The 18,971-nt window shown below is 55.3% G+C and carries 18 protein-coding genes; 12 read left to right on the top strand and 6 right to left on the bottom strand.

The window, feature by feature from the left end:
• The first annotated feature begins 123 nt into the window (after positions 1–123).
• The 4 genes from PEL8287_RS13300 (at position 124) to PEL8287_RS13285 (ending at position 5,624) form a co-directional block, all read left to right on the top strand.
• Complete coding sequence (locus tag PEL8287_RS13300; protein ID WP_085892899.1) at positions 124–1,734, top strand: ABC transporter substrate-binding protein; 1,611 nt, start codon at positions 124–126, stop codon at positions 1,732–1,734.
• Between the two features lie 198 nt (positions 1,735–1,932).
• On the top strand, positions 1,933–2,889 hold the full coding sequence (locus PEL8287_RS13295; RefSeq protein ID WP_085892898.1) for an ABC transporter permease: 957 nt from the start codon (positions 1,933–1,935) through the stop codon (positions 2,887–2,889).
• 12 nt (positions 2,890–2,901) lie between these two features.
• Entirely contained in the window at positions 2,902–3,963 is a 1,062-nt protein-coding gene (locus PEL8287_RS13290) for an ABC transporter permease (protein ID WP_085892897.1), read from the top strand.
• Positions 3,964–3,968: 5 nt separating this feature from the next.
• Entirely contained in the window at positions 3,969–5,624 is a 1,656-nt protein-coding gene (locus PEL8287_RS13285) for an ABC transporter ATP-binding protein (RefSeq protein ID WP_085892896.1), read from the top strand.
• A 704-nt stretch (positions 5,625–6,328) separates the two neighbouring features.
• Here the strand turns inward: PEL8287_RS13285 and carB are convergent.
• Both carB and PEL8287_RS13275 read right to left on the bottom strand, forming a co-directional pair.
• A complete protein-coding gene (carB, locus tag PEL8287_RS13280; RefSeq protein ID WP_085892895.1) occupies positions 6,329–9,625 on the bottom strand; it encodes a carbamoyl-phosphate synthase large subunit in 3,297 nt (1,098 codons plus the stop codon).
• Between the two features lie 262 nt (positions 9,626–9,887).
• Complete coding sequence (locus PEL8287_RS13275; protein WP_085892894.1) at positions 9,888–10,475, bottom strand: hypothetical protein; 588 nt, start codon at positions 10,473–10,475, stop codon at positions 9,888–9,890.
• Positions 10,476–10,660: 185 nt separating this feature from the next.
• On the opposite strand from PEL8287_RS13275, the gene PEL8287_RS13270 reads away from it, so the two are divergent.
• Complete coding sequence (locus tag PEL8287_RS13270; protein WP_085892893.1) at positions 10,661–11,785, top strand: aminodeoxychorismate synthase component I; 1,125 nt, start codon at positions 10,661–10,663, stop codon at positions 11,783–11,785.
• 279 nt (positions 11,786–12,064) lie between these two features.
• The gene (gene aspS / locus PEL8287_RS13260; RefSeq protein WP_085892891.1) at positions 12,065–13,915 is read left to right on the top strand and encodes an aspartate--tRNA ligase; all 1,851 of its coding nucleotides are present in this window, start codon (positions 12,065–12,067) and stop codon (positions 13,913–13,915) included.
• Positions 13,916–13,957: 42 nt separating this feature from the next.
• Here aspS and PEL8287_RS13255 read toward each other — a convergent pair whose 3' ends face one another.
• Positions 13,958–14,674 carry a response regulator gene (locus tag PEL8287_RS13255; protein WP_085892890.1) on the bottom strand — a complete coding sequence of 239 codons (717 nt, stop codon included), beginning with the start codon at positions 14,672–14,674 and terminating at the stop codon, positions 13,958–13,960.
• 149 nt (positions 14,675–14,823) lie between these two features.
• Between PEL8287_RS13255 and mce the strand changes: the two genes are divergently transcribed.
• Entirely contained in the window at positions 14,824–15,228 is a 405-nt protein-coding gene (gene mce, locus PEL8287_RS13250) for a methylmalonyl-CoA epimerase (protein WP_085892889.1), read from the top strand.
• Complete coding sequence (locus PEL8287_RS13245) at positions 15,228–15,527, top strand: DUF1467 family protein (protein ID WP_085892888.1); 300 nt, start codon at positions 15,228–15,230, stop codon at positions 15,525–15,527. Before mce ends, PEL8287_RS13245 begins: the two co-directional genes overlap by 1 nt.
• Here PEL8287_RS13245 and PEL8287_RS13240 read toward each other — a convergent pair.
• Both PEL8287_RS13240 and PEL8287_RS13235 read right to left on the bottom strand, forming a co-directional pair.
• Entirely contained in the window at positions 15,478–16,182 is a 705-nt protein-coding gene (locus tag PEL8287_RS13240) for an EI24 domain-containing protein (RefSeq protein ID WP_085892887.1), read from the bottom strand. The genes PEL8287_RS13245 and PEL8287_RS13240 overlap by 50 nt on opposite strands.
• Positions 16,179–16,757, bottom strand: a complete 579-nt coding sequence (locus PEL8287_RS13235) for a nitroreductase family protein (protein ID WP_085892886.1) — start codon at positions 16,755–16,757, stop codon at positions 16,179–16,181. Before PEL8287_RS13235 ends, PEL8287_RS13240 begins: the two co-directional genes overlap by 4 nt.
• Positions 16,758–16,883: 126 nt before the next feature.
• On the opposite strand from PEL8287_RS13235, the gene PEL8287_RS13230 reads away from it, so the two are divergent.
• Entirely contained in the window at positions 16,884–17,138 is a 255-nt protein-coding gene (locus PEL8287_RS13230; RefSeq protein ID WP_085892885.1) for a DUF167 domain-containing protein, read from the top strand.
• An 11-nt stretch (positions 17,139–17,149) separates the two neighbouring features.
• Here PEL8287_RS13230 and PEL8287_RS13225 read toward each other — a convergent pair whose 3' ends face one another.
• Positions 17,150–17,395: a DUF8831 family protein gene (locus PEL8287_RS13225; protein WP_085892884.1), complete on the bottom strand. Its 246-nt coding sequence runs from the start codon at positions 17,393–17,395 to the stop codon at positions 17,150–17,152.
• 119 nt (positions 17,396–17,514) lie between these two features.
• Between PEL8287_RS13225 and PEL8287_RS13220 the strand changes: the two genes are divergently transcribed.
• The 3 genes from PEL8287_RS13220 (at position 17,515) to PEL8287_RS13210 (ending at position 18,911) form a co-directional block, all read left to right on the top strand.
• A complete protein-coding gene (locus tag PEL8287_RS13220; protein WP_085892883.1) occupies positions 17,515–18,225 on the top strand; it encodes a M48 family metallopeptidase in 711 nt (236 codons plus the stop codon).
• Positions 18,225–18,581: a YigZ family protein gene (locus tag PEL8287_RS13215; protein WP_085892882.1), complete on the top strand. Its 357-nt coding sequence runs from the start codon at positions 18,225–18,227 to the stop codon at positions 18,579–18,581. Before PEL8287_RS13220 ends, PEL8287_RS13215 begins: the two co-directional genes overlap by 1 nt.
• A gap of 63 nt (positions 18,582–18,644) precedes the next feature.
• Positions 18,645–18,911 carry a DUF6455 family protein gene (locus PEL8287_RS13210; protein WP_085892881.1) on the top strand — a complete coding sequence of 89 codons (267 nt, stop codon included), beginning with the start codon at positions 18,645–18,647 and terminating at the stop codon, positions 18,909–18,911.
• The last annotated feature ends 60 nt before the right edge of the window (positions 18,912–18,971 follow it).

The following is an 18,971-nucleotide window of genomic DNA, read 5'->3' as shown; positions in this document are numbered from 1 at the left end:
TTACTTTATGTCGCAAATAAGCCACCTACTGACGTGCAGGAATAAGAAGCTTCTGGGTAATGGCCGGAACATCGGCTGTACGAACGAAAAAAGTTCCAACAAAAAAACTCACAGGGAGATACGATGAAACAGATCAAAGATCAGATGATGATTGATCGGCTGGCAGATGCTGCTCGCGAGGGCAAAATCTCACGCCGTTCATTCATGAACTATTCAATGGCTGCAGGGATGACCGCATCAGCTGCAACCGGTTTATGGGGAACCACGGCCAAAGCAGCGCCTACGCCGGGCGGTACTTTCCGCCTTGGTGCACACGACGGTAACACCTCGGATTCACATGATCCCGGTACCTATGTTACTTTTTCGATGATTCAGACAGCGCATACGTTCCGCTCGTATCTGACTCTTATTGAATCTGACGGGTCGCTTGGGCCGGACGTGGCCAGCGAATGGTCGGCAACACCGGACGCCAAAGACTGGACCTTCAAGTTGAACCCCAAGGCGACGTTCCACAGTGGTGCCAAACTGACCGCTGCCGATGTTATCGCATCGTTGAACCATCACCGTGGGGATGACAGCACCTCGGCGGCTAAGGCTTTGTTGGCTGATGTTACCGATATTATTGATAATGGCGACCACTCGATCACGATCAAATCGGGCTCGCCTAATGCCGACCTGCCTTGGCTGATGACCGACTATCACCTGGCAATTGTTCCCGGCAACGCAGATGGCAGTGCAAACTGGCAGTCCGGCGATGGTTGCGGACCATACAAGATGATGGCGGCCAATTTCGGGGTCAATTACAGCCTTGTTCGCCACGATGACTGGCATCTGGAAGGCGCGTATTTTGACGCTGTTGAAATTACGGTCCTGAACGATCCGAATGCGATGCAGTCGGCGCTGGTGACAAGCGACATCGACGCGGCGACGCAATTGGATCTGAAAACTCTGGCTCTGTTGCAGCGCAATCCCGATATCGAGATCGACAACGTACCGTCGGCCGCGGCGATCACAATGCCAATGCTGTGCGACGTGGCGCCATTCGACAATGTCGATGTGCGCAACGCGTTGAAACTGTCGGTAGATCGCAACGAACTGATCGAAAAGATCGCTTATGGCGCTGCGTCACTTGGCAATGACTTCCACCATTCCCCGGCAATGCCCTATTTCCCAGCGGATATTCCGCAGCGGGAGTATGACCCGGAACAAGCAAAAGCGTTGCTGAAGAAGGCCGGTCATGAGGGACTGGAAGTTGGTCTGAGTGTGGCCGACTCGGTTTATTCGGGCGCTGTGGATATGTGCGTACTGTACGCTGAGCAAGCCAAGGCTGCTGGTATCACGATCAACGTTCAACGTGAACCAAACGATGGTTACTATTCTGACGTCTGGCTGAAGAAACCTTGGTGTGCCGTTCAGTGGGGCGCGCGTCCGACACCGGATGTTATGTACAGCCTGGCCTACAAGGACGATGCGGCCTGGAACGAAAGCCACTGGCAGAACGAACGCTTCAATGTGCTGCTGCGTCAGGCCAAGGCCGAGTTGGATGATGCCAAGCGTAAAGAAATGTATGCTGAAATGGGTCAACTGGCCCGTGACGATGGCGGCACAGTTATCCCGTTCTTCCCCAACTTTGTTTACGCACGCCGTAAAAATGTGCGTCATGGTGAAAACCTTGCCGCTAGCTGGCAGATGGATGGCGCACGCGCCTGTAGCCGCTGGTGGTTTGAGGGTTGAACCTAAAATAAAGAGCCCGGCGCTGATGCGCCGGGCTTTTACTTTTTGAGATCCGAAAATTGTGTGGGATACTCATAACAGATTGCCGGAACCCACAAGATCATGCTCCGATCTTAGGTGTGGAATGGCCAAAAAGTAAGCTGAGCGCCATCTAGAGTTCTTGCTATTTGGATGTCAGTGGAAAAACAGGAGGGACGAATGGGAGACATTCTTGGGCTCGTTGGAAAGCGGCTCGGTCTCGGATTGGTGATTCTTTTTATCATCTCAATCATAATTTTCTTCATGGTCGAACTGTTGCCGGGTGACATTGCCCAAGCGGTTCTTGGCCAGGGAGCGACCGAGGAAAACCTTGCGGCCATGCGCAAGGAAATGGGACTCGATCAGCCTGCGATCGTCAGATATCTGGGATGGCTTGCTGGTGCGGTCCAATTTGATTTCGGATCATCGATAGTAACCGGAAAAGCGGTTTCAGCGATTATCGGAGAGCGGTTTGTAAACACGCTATTCCTGGCAGCATATGCTGCTGTGATAGCGGTGCCCATAGCAATCATCTTGGGTGTTATTGTTGCGCTGCTTCGCAACTCAATCTTTGACCGGGTTGCAAACGTGGCAACGCTGACATCAATTTCGTCACCTGAGTTTTTTCTGGCCTATATCCTGATCCTCTACTTCTCGATTAAATGGGGGATGTTCCCGTCGAACGCTAAAATCTCTGACGGTATGACCCTGGCAGACTTGTTGTACCGCACCTTCCTGCCCGCGCTTACGCTGGTCTTGGTGGTCGTGGCGCATATGATGCGAATGACGCGGGCGTCAATTATCAGCCTTCTGGCCTCGCCTTATATCGAAATGGCTCGTCTGAAGGGGGCCCCGCCCTGGAAAGTGATCGTAAAGCACGCTCTGCCTAACGCGTGGGCCCCGATTATAAACGTTGTGGCCCTGAACCTGGCCTATCTGATTACAGGTGTGGTTCTGGTCGAGGTGGTCTTTGTTTACCCCGGCATCGGCCAGGCGCTGGTTGATGCGGTTTCGAAACGAGACTTCCCTGTTGTTCAGGCCTGCTGTCTGATCTTCGCGGCGACATTCATTTTGCTTAACCTTGCAGCTGATGTCGGCGCCATCCTGACAAACCCGCGTTTGCGGCATCCAAAATAAGGGAGTAGAGAAATGAGCTATTTCGTAATCGGCTACTACGCCCTTTTGTTAGCGGTGTCCTGCCTTGCTGCCTTCTACAACAGAAGGTCTGTCTTTCTGTTGGCGTTCTCTCTGACGTTGGTTTCCTTCGTTCTGGGGATCGTTGGCGGCGTTGGTGCCCTGAAGGCTGTTGCCATCTGCGCAGGTCTGTTGGGCCTGACAGCAATGGTATCTTACGCCTTCCGCGAATTCCTGATCGCGCTGGCCCCAATTGAGACCGCAAAGGAACTGCGAACTGCACCTTTAACAGCTGCGTTTGGAATGTTCGTCATTTTCACCTATGCAATTGCGGGTATCTTTGCACCCTGGATTGCGCCGTTTGGAGAGGCGGAGGTTATTTCTTCGGCCTTTGCGCCTGCAGACGAAAACATGCTGCTTGGCGCGGACCAGCTGGGCCGTGATATGTTCAGCAGGTTGGTGTTTGGGGCCCGCAACTCGGTTGGGCTTGCTCTGACTGCCACGATCGCTGCCTTTGTCCTGGGTGCTGGCGCCGGGCTTTTGGCGGCAACCAAGGGCGGGTGGTTTGATCAGTTCATGGGGCGGTTTGCGGATGTGATCATGTCGATCCCATCATTGATCTTCGCCCTGCTTATGCTGTCGATCTTTGGTCCTACCACACCGGTGATCATTATCGCCGTTGCCATCATCTATGCGCCAAGGGTGTTCCGCCTGACGCGCGCGGTTGCGGGCAACGTCGTCGTGATGGACTATATCGAAGCAGCCAAGCTGCGTGGAGAAGGCACGGGTTACCTGATCCGCCGCGAAATCCTGCCAAATTCGATGGCTCCACTTATTGCCGAGTTTGGCCTGGAGTTCTGCTTTGTGTTCCTGTTGGTCGCTGGCCTGTCGTTCCTTGGTCTGGGTATCCAGCCGCCAACGGCGGATTGGGGCTCGATGGTGCGAGAGAACGCCACGCTGATTTCATTCGGTGACATTACGCCGCTGATTCCAGCGGCAGCAATCGCGTTGCTGACCGTTGGGGTCAACTTTGTCGTTGACTGGATGTTGCACCGGTCCTCCGGCCTGAAGGAGTAATCTAAATGCCTAAGAAAAAAGAAGTCCTTCTGAAGATCAGGAACCTGAAAATTCAGGGCTATTCTGATGAGCAATGGGTCGACATCATCAAAGGTGTCGATCTGACCCTCCACCGCGGTGAGGTTATGGGTCTGATCGGTGAATCCGGTGCGGGCAAATCCACCATCGGTGCGGGTGCCATGGGTTATGCCCGCGACGGCACGCGTATCTCGGAAGGTTCGATTGAGTTCGACGGGATGGAGCTGACAACGGCCACCGAAGCGGAAAGGCGTGCCTTGCGCGGGTCACGCATCGCCTATGTTGCGCAATCGGCTGCGGCATCGTTTAACCCGGCGCATAAGATCATTGATCAGCATACCGAAGGGCCACTGCAATACCGTTTGCAAAAACGGATGGAAGCCCAGGAAGATGCGATGGATCTCTACGAGCGTCTGCGCCTGCCCAATCCCAAGGAAATCGGGTTTCGGTATCCGCACCAGGTATCAGGGGGGCAGCTACAACGGGCGATGACGGCTATGGCGATGTCGTGTCGACCAGATCTGATCATCTTTGATGAGCCGACAACGGCGCTTGACGTGACCACTCAGATTGAGGTTCTGGCCGCAATCCGTGACATTGTCGAGCAATTCAACACCGCCGCCATCTACATCACCCATGACCTTGCGGTGGTGGCGCAGATGGCGGATACGATCAAGGTGTTGTTGAAGGGTTCCGAAGTTGAAGAAGCATCAACTGAGGAAATGCTGAGTAATCCGAAAGAGGAATACACAAAATCCCTCTGGGCGGTGCGAAGCTTTGAAAGCCCTCAAAAACACCGACCCAAAGATGGTGTTCCGCTGATTTCGGTCAAGAATGTCGATGCGTCTTATAGCGCCGGCCCAAAGATCCTGAATGATGTCTCGTTTGATATCTATGCGGGGATGACCGTTGCTGTGGTAGGCGAATCCGGATCGGGAAAGTCAACTACAGCACGCTGTATCACCGGTCTTCTTCCCCCATCCAAGGGCGAGATTTTGTTCAAGGGCACACCGTTTCCACCGGATTACCGTAACCGCAGCAAGGACCAGTTACGACAGTGTCAGATGATTTATCAGATGGCAGATACTGCCCTTAATCCCAAAGTGCGAATATCAGAGATTATCGGCAGACCGGCAGCGTTCTACTCGGGGCTCAGAGGGGCGGCCCTCAAGAACCGGGTGGATGAATTGCTGGATCTGATCGAGCTTGAGCCTTCGCAATACTACAACCGTTATCCGCCCGAGCTTTCAGGTGGGCAGAAACAGCGGATCGGGATTGCGCGGGCACTGGCAGCGGAACCTACGTTCATCGTCTGTGACGAGGTTACAAGCGCGCTGGATCAGCTGGTCGCTGAGGGGATCCTGCGACTGCTTGACCGGCTGCAGGACGAGTTGGATCTGGCCTATATGTTTATCACTCATGATCTGGCGACGGTACGCTCGATCGCCGATGAGGTCGTGGTGATGCAGCATGGTAGAGTGGTTGAGCAGGGGCCCAAGGACGAAATGTTCACGCCGCCGCACGACCCGTATACCGATCTGCTGCTCAGTTCTGTCCCCGAGATGGACCCGAACTGGTTGACAACACTACTGGAAGAACGCGGTGTTGACAACATAGGCGATGCGGCTACAGCCAAGCTCTGATCAGTGCTAATCTGATCACCTAAAAGCGGCGGATGAGGCTCCATCCGCCGCTTTTTCTATTTTGGATGTACAGAATTCTACGGTCTCAGACGATTGCCATTGCAGAGAATACCATCGTCGCCACGATGATGGCATAAACGATTAGCACTGCTGGCCAAGTCGCGCTATGTGCACGAAGCTCACGGTTCAATTCATCGCGTGTCATTTTGGGCCTCTGTTGGGCGGAAAGAAAGGTCCAGTCACTGTTTCAGATGAAATGATCAAAGCCGTATGGCTGCCAAACCATTCGCGGCCTATTTCATCTGTGAACGAAGAGGACGGTCTCGGACCTGAATTTGATGGTGGTCAGATCAGACGATTGCCATGGCCGAGAAAACCAGCGTGCCCACAATCAGACCATAGACAACCACCACAGCCTGCCACGTGGCGCTGTGAGCACGAAGTTCGCGGTTCAGTTCATCACGGGTCATAGTGGCCTCCTGATTGGAAAGGCTGTGGGATCATGTAAGCGCAAGATACGCTTGCCGACCCCACATAATCGAAAACTTTTACCGCGCAAGTCTTTTTTGTTTAAAAATCCATGCACCAATTGCAAGCCTGTTGTCGCATGAAGTCATAGCTTGTGTTCCAAGTGGAAACCCGGAACACAACACTTAGTTTTAATGACGAAAGTGCAAGTGCGTTTATACCATCAATTGATGTCTTCAGGCTGATCCCTGCAACGGCATCACGATAATTTCTCCGTCTTGGCGTGCCTTAATCGCCATGGCCGCGGCATGGGCCCCTGCGGCCGTGGTGTAATACGGTATCTTGTCATAAAGTGCGACCGAGCGGATTTCGCGGCTATCTTCGACCGCAGCAGCGCCTTCGGTAGTGTTCATCAAGAGATGAATTTGTCCGTCTTTAAGCATATCCACAACGTTTGGACGGCCTTCGTAGACCTTCTTCACAACCTCACAGCCAATCGCGTGGCTTTCAAGGAAGGCCGCCGTGCCACCGGTGGCAACGATGGAAAAGCCAAGGCTTACAAGCGTTTGGGCGGTTTCAACCAGTTGCGGGGTTTTATCAGAATCTTTGATGGAAAAGAACACTTTGCCTTCGTAGGGCAATTCGGTTCCGGCCCCCATCTGGGCCTTCAGGAAGGCGCGGGGGAAGGACACATCCCAGCCCATTACTTCTCCGGTCGAGCGCATTTCGGGGCCCAAGATCGTATCCACACCGGGGAAGCGGGCGAAGGGCAGTACGGCCTCTTTCACCGAAAACCACGGCATGTTGGGATCGGCCAGTGTCATCTGGTCGGCCATCGGCAGCGTGCCGGGTTTGGTGTCGGTCGGGTAGGGGCCGCGGTGCGGGAAAGCTGCCATTTTTTCGCCGGCCATCAGCCGGGCCGCAATCGAGGCGATGGCGCTGTCGGTGGCCTTGGCCACAAAAGGCACCGTGCGCGAGGCGCGCGGGTTGACCTCGATCAGGTAGATATCGTCGTCCTTGACGGCGAACTGTACGTTCATCAGGCCGACCACGTTCAGCGCCAGCGCCAGCGCCTCGGTTTGCTGTTTGATCCGGGCGATCACGTTGTCGCTAAGTGAATAGGGCGGCAGGGAACAGGCGCTGTCGCCTGAATGAACGCCGGCCTCTTCGATGTGCTGCATGATGCCCGCGACATGTACGGTTTCGCCGTCGCACAACGCATCAACGTCGCATTCAATGGCCCCCGAAAGGTAGCTGTCAAGCAGAACGGGGCTGTCGCCGGAAACCACAACCGCCTCGGAAATGTAGCGTTCCAGGTGGGCCATGTCGCGGACGATCTCCATCGCGCGGCCGCCCAGAACATACGAGGGGCGGATCACGAGGGGAAAGCCGATATCCTCGGCAATGGCCAGCGCCTGCGCGTCGGTTGAGGCGATACCGTTATGCGGCTGCTTGAGGCCCAGTTGATTGACCAACGCCTGAAACCGCTCGCGGTCTTCGGCCAGATCAATTGCGTCGGGCGAGGTGCCAAGAATCGGGATGCCTTCGTTTTCCAGGGCGTCGGCCAGTTTCAGCGGGGTCTGGCCGCCGAACTGCACGATCACCCCGTGCAATGTGCCGTTTTCCTGTTCTACCCTCAAAATTTCCATGACATGTTCAAACGTCAATGGTTCAAAATAAAGCCGGTCCGAGGTGTCATAATCTGTTGAAACCGTTTCCGGGTTACAGTTGATCATAATCGTCTCGTAGCCCGCTTTGGTCAGGGCATAGCAGGCGTGACAGCAGCAATAGTCAAACTCGATCCCCTGACCGATCCGGTTGGGGCCACCACCCAGGATAACCACCTTTTTACGATCCGATGGGCGCGCCTCGCATTCCACTTCGCCCATCATCGGGGCTTCGTAGGTGGAATACATATAGGGCGTTTGCGCTTCAAATTCGGCAGCGCAGGTATCAATCCGTTTGAAGACGGCAATGACGCCTTCGGCATGGCGTTTGCGGCGAATGTCGGATTCTGTAAAGCCGGTAAGCTTGGCCAACCGCGCATCGGTAAAGCCCAGCATTTTCAAGGCGCGCAGCCCAGCTTCGTCAGAGGGTAACCCGTTCGCGCGCACGTCTTCCTCGGCGTCGACAATCTCGTGGATACGGGCAAGGAACCATGGGTCAAAGGCGGTTGCGGTTTGAATTTCATCGTCGCTTAAACCATGACGCATAGCCTGAGCGATGACCCGGATGCGATCAGGGGTTTGCTGGCTGAGGGCCTTGATGACAGCTGCTTTGTCAGGCGCACCTTCTATAGCGATCTCATCAAACCCGGTCAGGCCGGTTTCCATTGAGGCCAGCGCTTTTTGCAGCGACTCGTGGATGGTCCGGCCGATGGCCATTGCCTCGCCCACGGATTTCATCGCGGTGGTCAGGTTGGGTTTTGCACCGGGGAATTTCTCAAACGCGAAGCGTGGAATTTTGGTGACGACATAGTCGATTGTCGGTTCAAAACTGGCGGGCGTGACCTTGGTGATATCATTGTCCAACTCATCCAGGGTATAGCCTACGGCCAGTTTGGCTGCGATTTTGGCAATCGGAAAACCGGTCGCCTTGGAGGCCAGCGCGGACGAGCGGCTGACACGCGGGTTCATTTCGATCACCACCATGCGGCCATCTTCGGGGTTGATCGCCCATTGAACATTTGATCCGCCGGTTTCGACACCGATTTCACGCAGAACGGCGATACTGCCGTTGCGCATGATCTGGTATTCCTTGTCAGTCAGCGTCAGCGCCGGGGCCACGGTGATGCTGTCACCTGTGTGCACCCCCATCGGATCAACGTTTTCAATTGCGCAGACGATGATGGCGTTGTCGGCCTTGTCGCGCACGACCTCCATCTCAAATTCTTTCCAGCCCAATAGCGACTCATCGATCAGGATTTGATTGACCGGTGAGGCATCAAGGCCTGTCGTGCAGAAATGGATGTAATCGTCGCGATTATAGGCCACGCCGCCGCCGGTGCCGCCAAGGGTAAAGGCGGGGCGGATGATGGCGGGCAGGCCGACATAATCGATTGCGGCCATGCATTCTTCGATTGAGTTGGCGATGGTGGCCTTGGGGTTCTCAATGCCGAGCCGGTCCATTGCTTCGCGGAAAAGCTTGCGGTCTTCGGCCATTTCAATGGCGGCGCGGTTGGCGCCGATAAGCTCGACGCCGTATTTTTCCAGAACGCCCATGTCCGCGACAGCCAAAGCCGTGTTAAGCCCGGTTTGGCCACCCATCGTCGGCAGCAGGGCATCAGGGCGCTCTTTTTCGATGATCTTGGCGACGACCTCGGGTGTGATCGGCTCAATATAGGTCGCATCCGCGAGTTCCGGGTCGGTCATAATCGTGGCCGGGTTCGAGTTGACCAGAATAACCCGGTACCCTTCCTCGCGAAGTGCCTTGCAGGCCTGGGCGCCCGAGTAATCGAATTCGCAGGCTTGGCCGATCACGATTGGTCCCGCGCCGATGATCATGATGGACGAGATATCGGTTCTTTTCGGCATGGTTTTCCCCGGGCAGCTAGGTGGGTACAGGCAGATGCCCGCACACGCAAATTGTTGCGGGTTATATCCATCAAACGCCTGTGTGCAAGGGGCGATTGGCCTTGAAAATGCGAAACCGAGGCCGGATGGAGCTTTGAGGTTAAGAAAATTTTAACAGCACAACTTGATGGCGGTGGGAGCGGGTATTTGTGACTCCGTTTTTTGCTTTGATACAATCTGACAAAGAGCCTGAAGCAGCAAAGGGAAATTCGGACCGTTAAATCTATGCCATAGCGTTTGAACCACTCAGAAATTCTTTCATACTTTTGCGTGTCACGGGGGCATTATCTGAAGTTTGCAAATTCCCGGGCGCCTCGTCCAGCACAACGGCATCCAGGGCCCCAACCCCAAGCTGATCGCGTTGCGGATGGATGACCAATTTATCAAGGGTCGCGCCTGAGAGCGCCTCGGCCCGGAAATGTATGTAACCCGAAGGTCCGGTGACGGTGTAGGTGTCTATGGCGACTTCTTTCCCATTTCGAAATCCCTGGACCCTGATTGTGGCCGTTGCATTTTCTGCTTGCCAGTCAAGCGAGACAAAGCGGAATGGCACTCCCGGGCGCGTGATGGTCAGTGTACCGTTAGCGCCCATGATGCTTTCGATTTCGTTGGAGCCATCGGTGCCATCACCCGATTTAAGCGATGATGAAATAGCCATATTCTTCGCGACAATGGTATAGCCATCTTCGGACATATCTGTTGGCGCGGGCCCTTCTGGTGGCCCTTCAAATCCGATGGAAACCGGTCCGGCCAATGCGGGGGCAGTCAACATAAAGGCCAGAACAAGGCCAAATAAAAAGTGATGTTTCATATAAATCGCTCCGAACAAAAAATCGCAGTTACAGCGTCTTGTCCCCTGCTTAATGTGTCAAGATGACTATGTGTCGGGCGGTTTTGGAAAAACACCGCAAAACCATCCGAAAAAGACGCTTTTAAGGGTGTTATTTGCAGGTCTGGCCGCTAGATAACCCGGGACCGGACTAGGAATGCGTGCAGTTGAAAATTCGCTTTGATCATGGCCCCGACGGATCTGCCTGCCAATTTGCCCAGGCGAAACAGCTGATCGTCGCGCATCAGCCAGATGAGGTTCCGGGTGCCTTGGCCAAGCTGGATGCCGCGCGGGCAGAGGGGCTATGGCTGGCCGGGTTTGCCAGTTACGAGATGGGATATGCGCTGGAACCAAGGCTGGCGCCGCTTATGCCCCAGGGGCGGCAGTTGCCGCTAATGCAATTTGGGGCCTACAGCTGGCCGACAATTGCCAATGTCCTGACCCCAGGCGAAGCTGCATTGGAAAACATGCAACCCGACTGGGACGAAGCGCGCTATTCAGAAGCCTTTCAGACGGTTCATGAATACATCTGCGCCGGGGATTTTTATCAGGCCAATCTGACATTTCCGATTCGGATGCAGGCCCGTGGAAGCGCCTCCGCGCTGTATCAGGCGCTGGAGAGAGTGCAGCCGGTACGCCATGGCGCTTTGATCGAGCAGGAAGAGGGGCCAGCGATACTGTCGCGCTCTCCCGAGCTGTTTTTCCGTACCGACACGCGTGGCAAGATCGAGACGCGTCCGATGAAAGGGACCCAACCGCGTAGTGATGACCCAACCGAGGATGCAAGACGGCGGTTTTTCCTGCAAACGGATGAAAAGAATCGCGCAGAGAATTTGATGATCGTTGATCTGTTGCGAAATGATATCTCGCGCATTTGTGAGGCCGGTAGCGTTCGCGTGCCCGAGCTTTTTGCAATCGAAACCTACAAAACTGTGCATCAGATGACATCGCTGATCACCGGCCAGATGCAGGCAGGCACTGGCCTGGCCGATATATTTCGTGCGCTTTTCCCCTGCGGGTCTATCACTGGTGCGCCTAAACTGCGGGCGATGGAGGTTTTGGCCGATCTGGAAGATACACCGCGTGATGTCTATTGCGGTACAATCGGCTGGGCGGCCCCAGATGGGCGCAGCGAATTCAACGTGGCCATCCGCACGCTTTTATTGGACGAAGGGCAGGCAAGGCTGAATGTGGGCGGTGGTATCGTTTATGACAGCACAGCCGAAAGTGAATACGAAGAGGCGCTATGGAAAGCCCGCTTTGCCCGCCAGCTGGCCCTGGCTTTCACCTGATCGAAACCTTACGATGACCCCCTGAAAGTGGGATCGTTCGGACAGCTTATCATTTGGTGCGATTGTGGTGCCAGCGACGCGCAATCATGCAGCTCATCCAGCATGATCCAGAATATCTGCCCAGCTTGATGCATTTTCACCCGAAAATCCCGTTCTGCAAACGGTTTTACAGGGATGCAACGGCTATCCTCTATCCGCGCCCCTTGACTTTGCTGGCCCATCAAGGTGTATCGGCGCGGACCAACACATTGGCCTGCTTCCGGGCCCGGAGAATAAATCATGCACGCATTTCGCAGCCATACCTGCGCCGAGCTGACCAAATCCAACGTGGGCGATACTGTCCGCCTGTCGGGCTGGGTGCACCGCATCCGTGACCACGGCGGCATCCTGTTTATAGATTTGCGCGACCACTATGGTGTGACCCAGGTGTTATGTGATCCCGATAGCGCGGCCTTTGCCGAGGTCGAAAATGTGCGCAGCGAATGGTGCATTCGGATCGACGGCGAGGTCAAGGCGCGCGATGAAAGCTTGATCAATGCCAAGCTGTCCACCGGCGAGATCGAGGTTTTTGTGCGCGAGATTGAGGTGCTGGGCAGTGCTGCAGAATTGCCGCTGATCGTGTTTGGCGATCAGGAGTACCCGGAAGAAACCCGGCTGCGCTACCGTTATCTGGATCTGCGACGCGAAGTGATGCAGGAGAATATGAAACTGCGCTCGGATGTGGTGGCTTCGATGCGTCGGCGTATGTGGGACTCGGGCTTTCGTGAATTCCAGACACCGATCATCACCGCCTCCAGCCCCGAGGGCGCGCGCGACTTTCTGGTCCCCAGCCGTCTGCATCCCGGCAAGTTCTACGCCCTGCCTCAGGCGCCGCAGCAGTTCAAGCAGCTGATTATGGTCAGTGGATTTGACAAATATTTCCAGATAGCACCGTGTTTCCGCGATGAAGACCCGCGTGCAGACCGCAGCCCAACCGATTTCTATCAGTTGGACCTGGAGATGTCCTTTGTTGAACAGCAGGATGTATTTGATACGATCCAGCCGGTTATCGAAGGAATTTTCGAGGAATTCGGCAATGGCCGCGCTGTCGACAAGCATTGGCCGCATATCAGTTTCCGCGATGCCGCACTGTGGTATGGCACCGATAAGCCCGACCTGCGCAACCCGATCAAGATGCAAGACGTGTCGGAGCATTTCCGCGGCAGTGGCTTTGCCATTTTCGCGAAGCTGTTGGAGCAGGAGGGCACAGAAGTTCGCGCCATCCCGGCACCTACCGGGGGCAGCCGCAAGTTCTGTGACCGGATGAACGCCTTTGCCCAGAAAGAAGGGCTGCCCGGGATGGGGTATATCTTCTGGCGTGAGAAAACGGCAGATTCAGTAGCGCAAGAACTGGGAATTTCTGTCAAGGACGCGCAAGCCAAGATGAAAGCGGGCGAGGTCGAAGGTGGCATGGACGCTGCGGGACCGCTGGCCAAGAACATCGGGCCCGAGCGGACCGAGGCAATCCGCCTGCAACTGGGGCTTGGCAAGGGGGACGCCGCGTTTTTCCTGGGCGGCAAGCCTAAAGTATTCGAAGCAGTTGCCGGTCGGGCCCGCACCGTGATCGGTGAAGAGCTCAACCTGACCGACAAAGACCGCTTTGCCTTTGCCTGGATCGTTGATTTTCCGATGTACGAGGCCGACGGTGAAACCGGCAAGATTGACTTCAGCCATAACCCGTTTTCGATGCCACAGGGCGGGCTGGAGGCGCTGAATGGCGATCCGCTGGAAGTGCTGGGGTATCAATATGACCTTAGCTGTAATGGTTATGAACTGGTCAGCGGGGCCATCCGGAACCACAAACTGGATATCATGATCAAGGCGTTCGAACTGGCGGGTTATGACGAGGGTGAGGTGCGCAAGCGCTTCGGCGGAATGGTCAACGCCTTCCAATATGGTGCGCCGCCGCACGGGGGCTGTGCCGCAGGTATTGACCGGATCGTCATGCTGTTGGCAGACGAGGCCAATATCCGCGAGGTTATCATGTTCCCGATGAACCAGCGCGCCGAAGACCTGATGATGAACGCGCCCTCGGATCCAACCAGCGACCAGCTGATGGAACTGGGGCTAAGGGTCATTCCGCAAGAGTGATGCCAAATGCCTCGGCTGCCGGGTTGAACACGCTACCATTGCTCAGATCGCCAGCCGCTTGCTCAGCCGTTGGTGGATCAGGTTTGTGACAACCGTCAGGTGAGCCTTGACAGCGCCGTTGCCTTTGCGGCAGCGCGCAAGTTCACTTGCGGCATCGGCCAGTGGGGCATCTTTGGCCGAGCGGGCAACACCCGACAAAAACTGGCTGGCGTAATCCAGAATGGCGCCGTCATTCTGACCGTCCAACAGGTTCGCGACGTGGGCCATGTCGTCCAGATAGGCGATCGGATCGGGGTCGATGCTTTCGTGACTGACGATCCGGGGCCCGATGGGTTGCCTCTCGACGGGTAAAAGCGAAAGAATTTTGTGCTGGAATGCAGCAAGATTGGTAAGCGGCTTTGGCAGAAAATCGTCGGCACCTGCAGCCATTGCCCTGGCTTCGCTATCGTCATCGCCACTGACACCCAAAATCACCTCAACCCTAGGCGTCGCATGATCAAGTTCTTTGATCAGTTCAACGCCCGGTCCGTCTGGCAGGCCAAGATCGACGATGGCAACCGAGGGGCGATAAACTTGCAGGTGACGCCGTGCAGCGCGCAAACAATCCGCGCGCCGGATACGTGCACCGCTGCGCAGGCACATCAATCTGAGCGCTTCACAGGAAAAACGACTGTCTTCGACGGCGAGTACCGTCAAGCCCAGAAGAGGGCGATTTCGCGTTGGCATGCGGAGCGGCGACAGGCCTTCAAATTCGTCCATGGCAGTGATCCCTTTGTTGCGACTGTGAACCTAGAATGACGCAGTCATACCTAACGGGGGGTTAATGTCCGGGTTGCGTCCCCCTGTCGCTTGTCACCGGCGACTGGCGACCCCATAACAGGCGCAACAACAACAAAAGGGAATAGATCATGATTGGACGCCTGAACCATGTCGCAATTGCCGTGCCCGACCTGGACGCCGCTTCTGAGCAATATCGTACCGCCCTTGGGGCCACCGTTGGCGCCCCTCAGGATGAGCCGGACCATGGCGTGACAGTGGTTTTCATTGAATTGCCGAACACAAAGATCGAATTGCTTTATCCCTTGGGTGAGAACAGCCCGATCAATGGGTTTCTTGAAAAAAACCCCTCAGGCGGTATTCACCACGTGTGTTACGAAGTTGATGATATCATCGCTGCACGCGACCATCTCAAGGCCTCGGGTGCACGTGTTCTGGGCACGGGCGAGCCAAAGATCGGGGCCCATGGTAAACCGGTATTGTTCCTGCATCCTAAGGATTTCAATGGTTGCCTTGTGGAATTGGAGCAAGTCTGATGGGGATCGCTTCGGGTATTGTTCTGTTCATGGTGATCTGGTCTCTGACCTTTATGGTCGTGCTGCCGATCCGTATTCAGACTCAGGGCGATCTGGGCGACATCGTGCCCGGCACACACGCCGGATCGCCCGAACATCATCACCTGCGAAAGAAGGCGTATATTGCCACGGGTATCGCAGCGGTGCTTTGGGGAATTATTGCGTCGATTATTCTGTCCGGGGCTATCAGTGTACGTGATATCGACATGTTCAACCGGATGGGTCCGCCTTCGACTGAATCGCGTGAAACAAGTGAGTGAACGTTGCAGCCCCCAAAATAGGGATCACGAGATTGATCAGTGGAACTGAAAGCGGCATGGCCATCAGGGTGCCTGCTGCCCAGATGGTTAAAGTATTCTTCCGGCGCAGTTCTTTTGCGCGTATGCGGCCGATTCTGCGCATCGCAGCCAGCTGAAAATATTCCATTCCCAGTAGATACCCGTTGAGTGCCCAGAAGATGAAAAGCGCGAAGGGTGAAAAGATCGCATAAAGGATAAAGGCCAGCAGGTTTGCGCCGATCAGGATGCCCAGAAAGCTAAATGTATCGCGCAGCGCGTCGACCAGAGGAATGTGAGCGGCTTTTGGCAGGTTTGGGTAGTGCTGATCCTCAACTGCCTGCGCCACCTCATCGAGAAACATCGAGGTGATCGCCGAGGCGACTGGAACCATCAAAAAGACGGACAGAATGACCATCAGCAACAGGCTGCCCCATCCAAGCAGATCGTTTAGCCATGTCACTTCTCCGATCAGAGGCAGAGTTGCGCTATCGCCCAGTCCCCATTGCAGCAAGGCTAGTACAATCGCGTAAGCGGCAATCAATAGTGCCAGAGTCAGGCCGACGCCCAAAAGCAGAACCTTGCGAAACCGACGATCACCAATCTGAGACAACGCTTTGAGGAAACTGGAAAAGATCATTCTTGCAACCAGGTTGTGATCGCCTCAATATTGGGCCTTGGCCGCTCTGGCGGGGCGTTGGTTTCCGTGCCGATGTGGATGAGCCCAGCCACCCTTTCGTGGTCCTCAAGTCCAAGACCCTGTTCAACAAACTCGCGATCATGCGAAGCCCAGCCACTCAACCAGTTTGCGCCCCAGCCCGAAGCAAGCGCTGCATTCAGTAAGGCCAGGCAGACCGCACCGGCAGAATAACTTTGCTCGATTGCTGGAACTTTGGGTGAGTGTTTCTGCACCGCGATCACGGCCACTGCAAGGTGTGCATTTTCAAACTGGCTCCGGGCCTTGTCGATATCGCTCTGGTCGCGTTGCATGGCAGCGCCACGCGTGGCAACCAAACCCGCAAGGCGCAGAAGCGCCGTGCGTTCGAGTACGATAAACCGCCATGGTTCAAGCTTGCCATGGTCCGGGCTGCGCGCAGCAGCAGTCAGGATAGGTTGTAGCGCGGCATGATCAGGCACCGGTGTCGTCAGGGTTTTTGCCGGACGAGATCTGCGGGTTAGCAGGAATTCAAGAACGGGAGCATTTGGATTAGACATGGTTTCCTGCAAAAATAGTTGTGTCGTTATACATGTCGGGGTGTCGTGCGGCAGCGTCAACCCCGGTATTCAAAAAGGGCGGTGCAGTCCCTGTTCAGACTGAAAAAAAGCCGTTACGCAGGAACGATGTCGACCTCTCCTCTCAGTCACCTTGCGATTTCTGGCGCTCAGATTGCCCTGCGCGTGACGCCGAAAGCATCCAGCAATCGGATTGTTGATGTGGACGGTCAGATCCGGGTCTATGTCACAACCGTTCCAGAAGGTGGTAAGGCAAATATCGCAGTGCAAAAGCTGCTGGCAAAAGCGTTGGGAGTACCCAAGTCACGCTTGCGCTTGGTTCGGGGCCAAACATCAAGGGACAAGGTTTTTCTCATCGAGTAGGTTCGCGACTGTCATTTCGTCCTGTTGTCACCGGCTAGTTTGTAGACCCCTTCGGGCAGGTTCAGCGCAGCGGCTAGATCGCGGGCCTGGGATATCGACAGGGTAATCCTGTGCACTTGATCCGTACGTGGATCATATTGCTCGACTGTGATGCACTCTTCAAAGGCGTTGACGATAACATCTTCAGTCAAAGGCGCGTTGCCTTCATCGACCAACGTTATCACTGTAGAGTCAAATTCGTGTTCTATTGAAAACATTACGTTCCCCTGGTCGGTTGGCGGGTCTTTGCAAGTAGACTTTGGCTATCACTATCAGGGCTGGCAGTGGGTAAAAACCCTGTTAAGTTGAGGGCGTGGTATTTTGTAAGAGGACGAACATGCGCTGGATTCCCCTTGTTATTTCCCTTGGCCTTGCCGGTTGCGTGGCGACAGTTGAACCGTCTCAACCAACTCAGCCAGCCCCGGCCAAGACCGTCAGGAAAGCCATTCCAAAGCCAACAAATGCTGATGTGTCGCGCTTCAAAAGCGTTGTTCAGCGGGTAGAGCCTGTTGCTGAACAACAATGCAGGGCACGCACCCGGGGCGCGAATTGTGACTTCCGGATTGTCGTTGATAGCCGCCCCAATCAGCCACCGAATGCCTTTCAGACGCTGGATAAACAAGGCCGGCCGATACTGGCGTTCAACCTTGGTCTGATTGCTTCAGTGCGCAATCAGGATGAACTGGCATTTGTGATGGGGCATGAGGCGTCGCACCATATCCGCGGCCATATTGCACGCCAGCAGCAAAATGCAGCTGCCGGCGCCCTTATCCTGGGCGGGTTGGCAGCGATTACGGGTGCCGGATCAAGTACTGTACGTTCCGCGACAGATTTAGGGGCGTCAGTCGGGGCGCGGACCTATTCCAAGGAGTTTGAGCTTGAAGCCGATGCATTGGGTACCCTGATCACTAAACAGGCCGGGTATAATCCGGTGCGCGGCGCCGAGTTTTTCACTCAACTTCCGGATCCGGGTAACCGGTTCCTTGGGACACATCCGCCTAATGCGCAGCGGATGGAGACCGTCAGACGTGTGAATGCCGGGTTGTGATGCGGCAGTTGACGGGTGTTGTCAGTGATCGCGGCTCGAAATATGCGGTTTCTGGTGGGCCTGTCACAACACGCGAAGATGTGGATTTATTTCTCAAGGAATTGAAGAAAGACAAGAAATTCGCCCGGGCCACGCATAATACCTGGGCGGCTTTACTGTCAGATGGCATGGCGATCAAAGGCGATGACGGCGAATCCGGGGCGGGGATGGTGATCCTGCGCATGCTGGAGCGCGAAGCGCTGACCGACCACATGATCGTTGTAACCCGTTGGTATGGTGGCAAAAAACTGGGGGGCGACCGATTTCGGCATGTACAGGATTGCGTGCGCGCCTATCTGGACGATCTGCGCAGTTGATCTAGGTCAAGGTTGCCTGGTGATCTGCCCCCTACGCTTCTTGCCATGCAAGGGAGAACTGCCATGCCAACTAACACCACAATGAAACGTCACGCTGATCTGGTTGACCGGATGGCGACCACTTTAGGCATTGATCTGGAAGAGAAAATGCTGGAAGGGCTGATCATGCCCGATGGGGTATGTGATGCCGTTTTGAACTGCACGGGTTGCGCGAATCCCGATGACTGTGACGGCTGGTTGAAGGCGCAGGTTGCCCCGGTTGACTCTGTGCCGGATGGATGTCGAAACGCCGAAATGTTTAAACGCCTGAAGGCCGGAAAACCCGCCTGAGATTTTGTACGATCCGTACGTTTTGGACGCGGATTTCGTACGAAATGACGCGCGCGCGTG

This window comes from Roseovarius litorisediminis, assembly GCF_900172295.1.
GTDB classification, from domain to species: Bacteria; Pseudomonadota; Alphaproteobacteria; order Rhodobacterales; family Rhodobacteraceae; genus Roseovarius; species Roseovarius litorisediminis.
Note: the sequence above shows the minus strand (reverse complement) of the source record. Positions and strands in the feature narration are given on the sequence as shown.

Coding starts and splice junctions, on each gene's coding strand:
- PEL8287_RS13300 (WP_085892899.1), top strand. CDS start 124: ATGAAACAGATCAAAGATCAGATGATGATTGATCGGCTGGCAGATGCT.
- PEL8287_RS13295 (WP_085892898.1), top strand. CDS start 1,933: ATGGGAGACATTCTTGGGCTCGTTGGAAAGCGGCTCGGTCTCGGATTG.
- PEL8287_RS13290 (WP_085892897.1), top strand. CDS start 2,902: ATGAGCTATTTCGTAATCGGCTACTACGCCCTTTTGTTAGCGGTGTCC.
- PEL8287_RS13285 (WP_085892896.1), top strand. CDS start 3,969: ATGCCTAAGAAAAAAGAAGTCCTTCTGAAGATCAGGAACCTGAAAATT.
- carB (WP_085892895.1), bottom strand. CDS start 9,625: ATGCCGAAAAGAACCGATATCTCGTCCATCATGATCATCGGCGCGGGA.
- PEL8287_RS13275 (WP_085892894.1), bottom strand. CDS start 10,475: ATGAAACATCACTTTTTATTTGGCCTTGTTCTGGCCTTTATGTTGACT.
- aspS (WP_085892891.1), top strand. CDS start 12,065: ATGCACGCATTTCGCAGCCATACCTGCGCCGAGCTGACCAAATCCAAC.
- PEL8287_RS13255 (WP_085892890.1), bottom strand. CDS start 14,674: ATGGACGAATTTGAAGGCCTGTCGCCGCTCCGCATGCCAACGCGAAAT.
- mce (WP_085892889.1), top strand. CDS start 14,824: ATGATTGGACGCCTGAACCATGTCGCAATTGCCGTGCCCGACCTGGAC.
- PEL8287_RS13245 (WP_085892888.1), top strand. CDS start 15,228: ATGGGGATCGCTTCGGGTATTGTTCTGTTCATGGTGATCTGGTCTCTG.
- PEL8287_RS13240 (WP_085892887.1), bottom strand. CDS start 16,182: ATGATCTTTTCCAGTTTCCTCAAAGCGTTGTCTCAGATTGGTGATCGT.
- PEL8287_RS13235 (WP_085892886.1), bottom strand. CDS start 16,757: ATGTCTAATCCAAATGCTCCCGTTCTTGAATTCCTGCTAACCCGCAGA.
- PEL8287_RS13230 (WP_085892885.1), top strand. CDS start 16,884: ATGTCGACCTCTCCTCTCAGTCACCTTGCGATTTCTGGCGCTCAGATT.
- PEL8287_RS13225 (WP_085892884.1), bottom strand. CDS start 17,395: ATGTTTTCAATAGAACACGAATTTGACTCTACAGTGATAACGTTGGTC.
- PEL8287_RS13220 (WP_085892883.1), top strand. CDS start 17,515: ATGCGCTGGATTCCCCTTGTTATTTCCCTTGGCCTTGCCGGTTGCGTG.
- PEL8287_RS13215 (WP_085892882.1), top strand. CDS start 18,225: ATGCGGCAGTTGACGGGTGTTGTCAGTGATCGCGGCTCGAAATATGCG.
- PEL8287_RS13210 (WP_085892881.1), top strand. CDS start 18,645: ATGCCAACTAACACCACAATGAAACGTCACGCTGATCTGGTTGACCGG.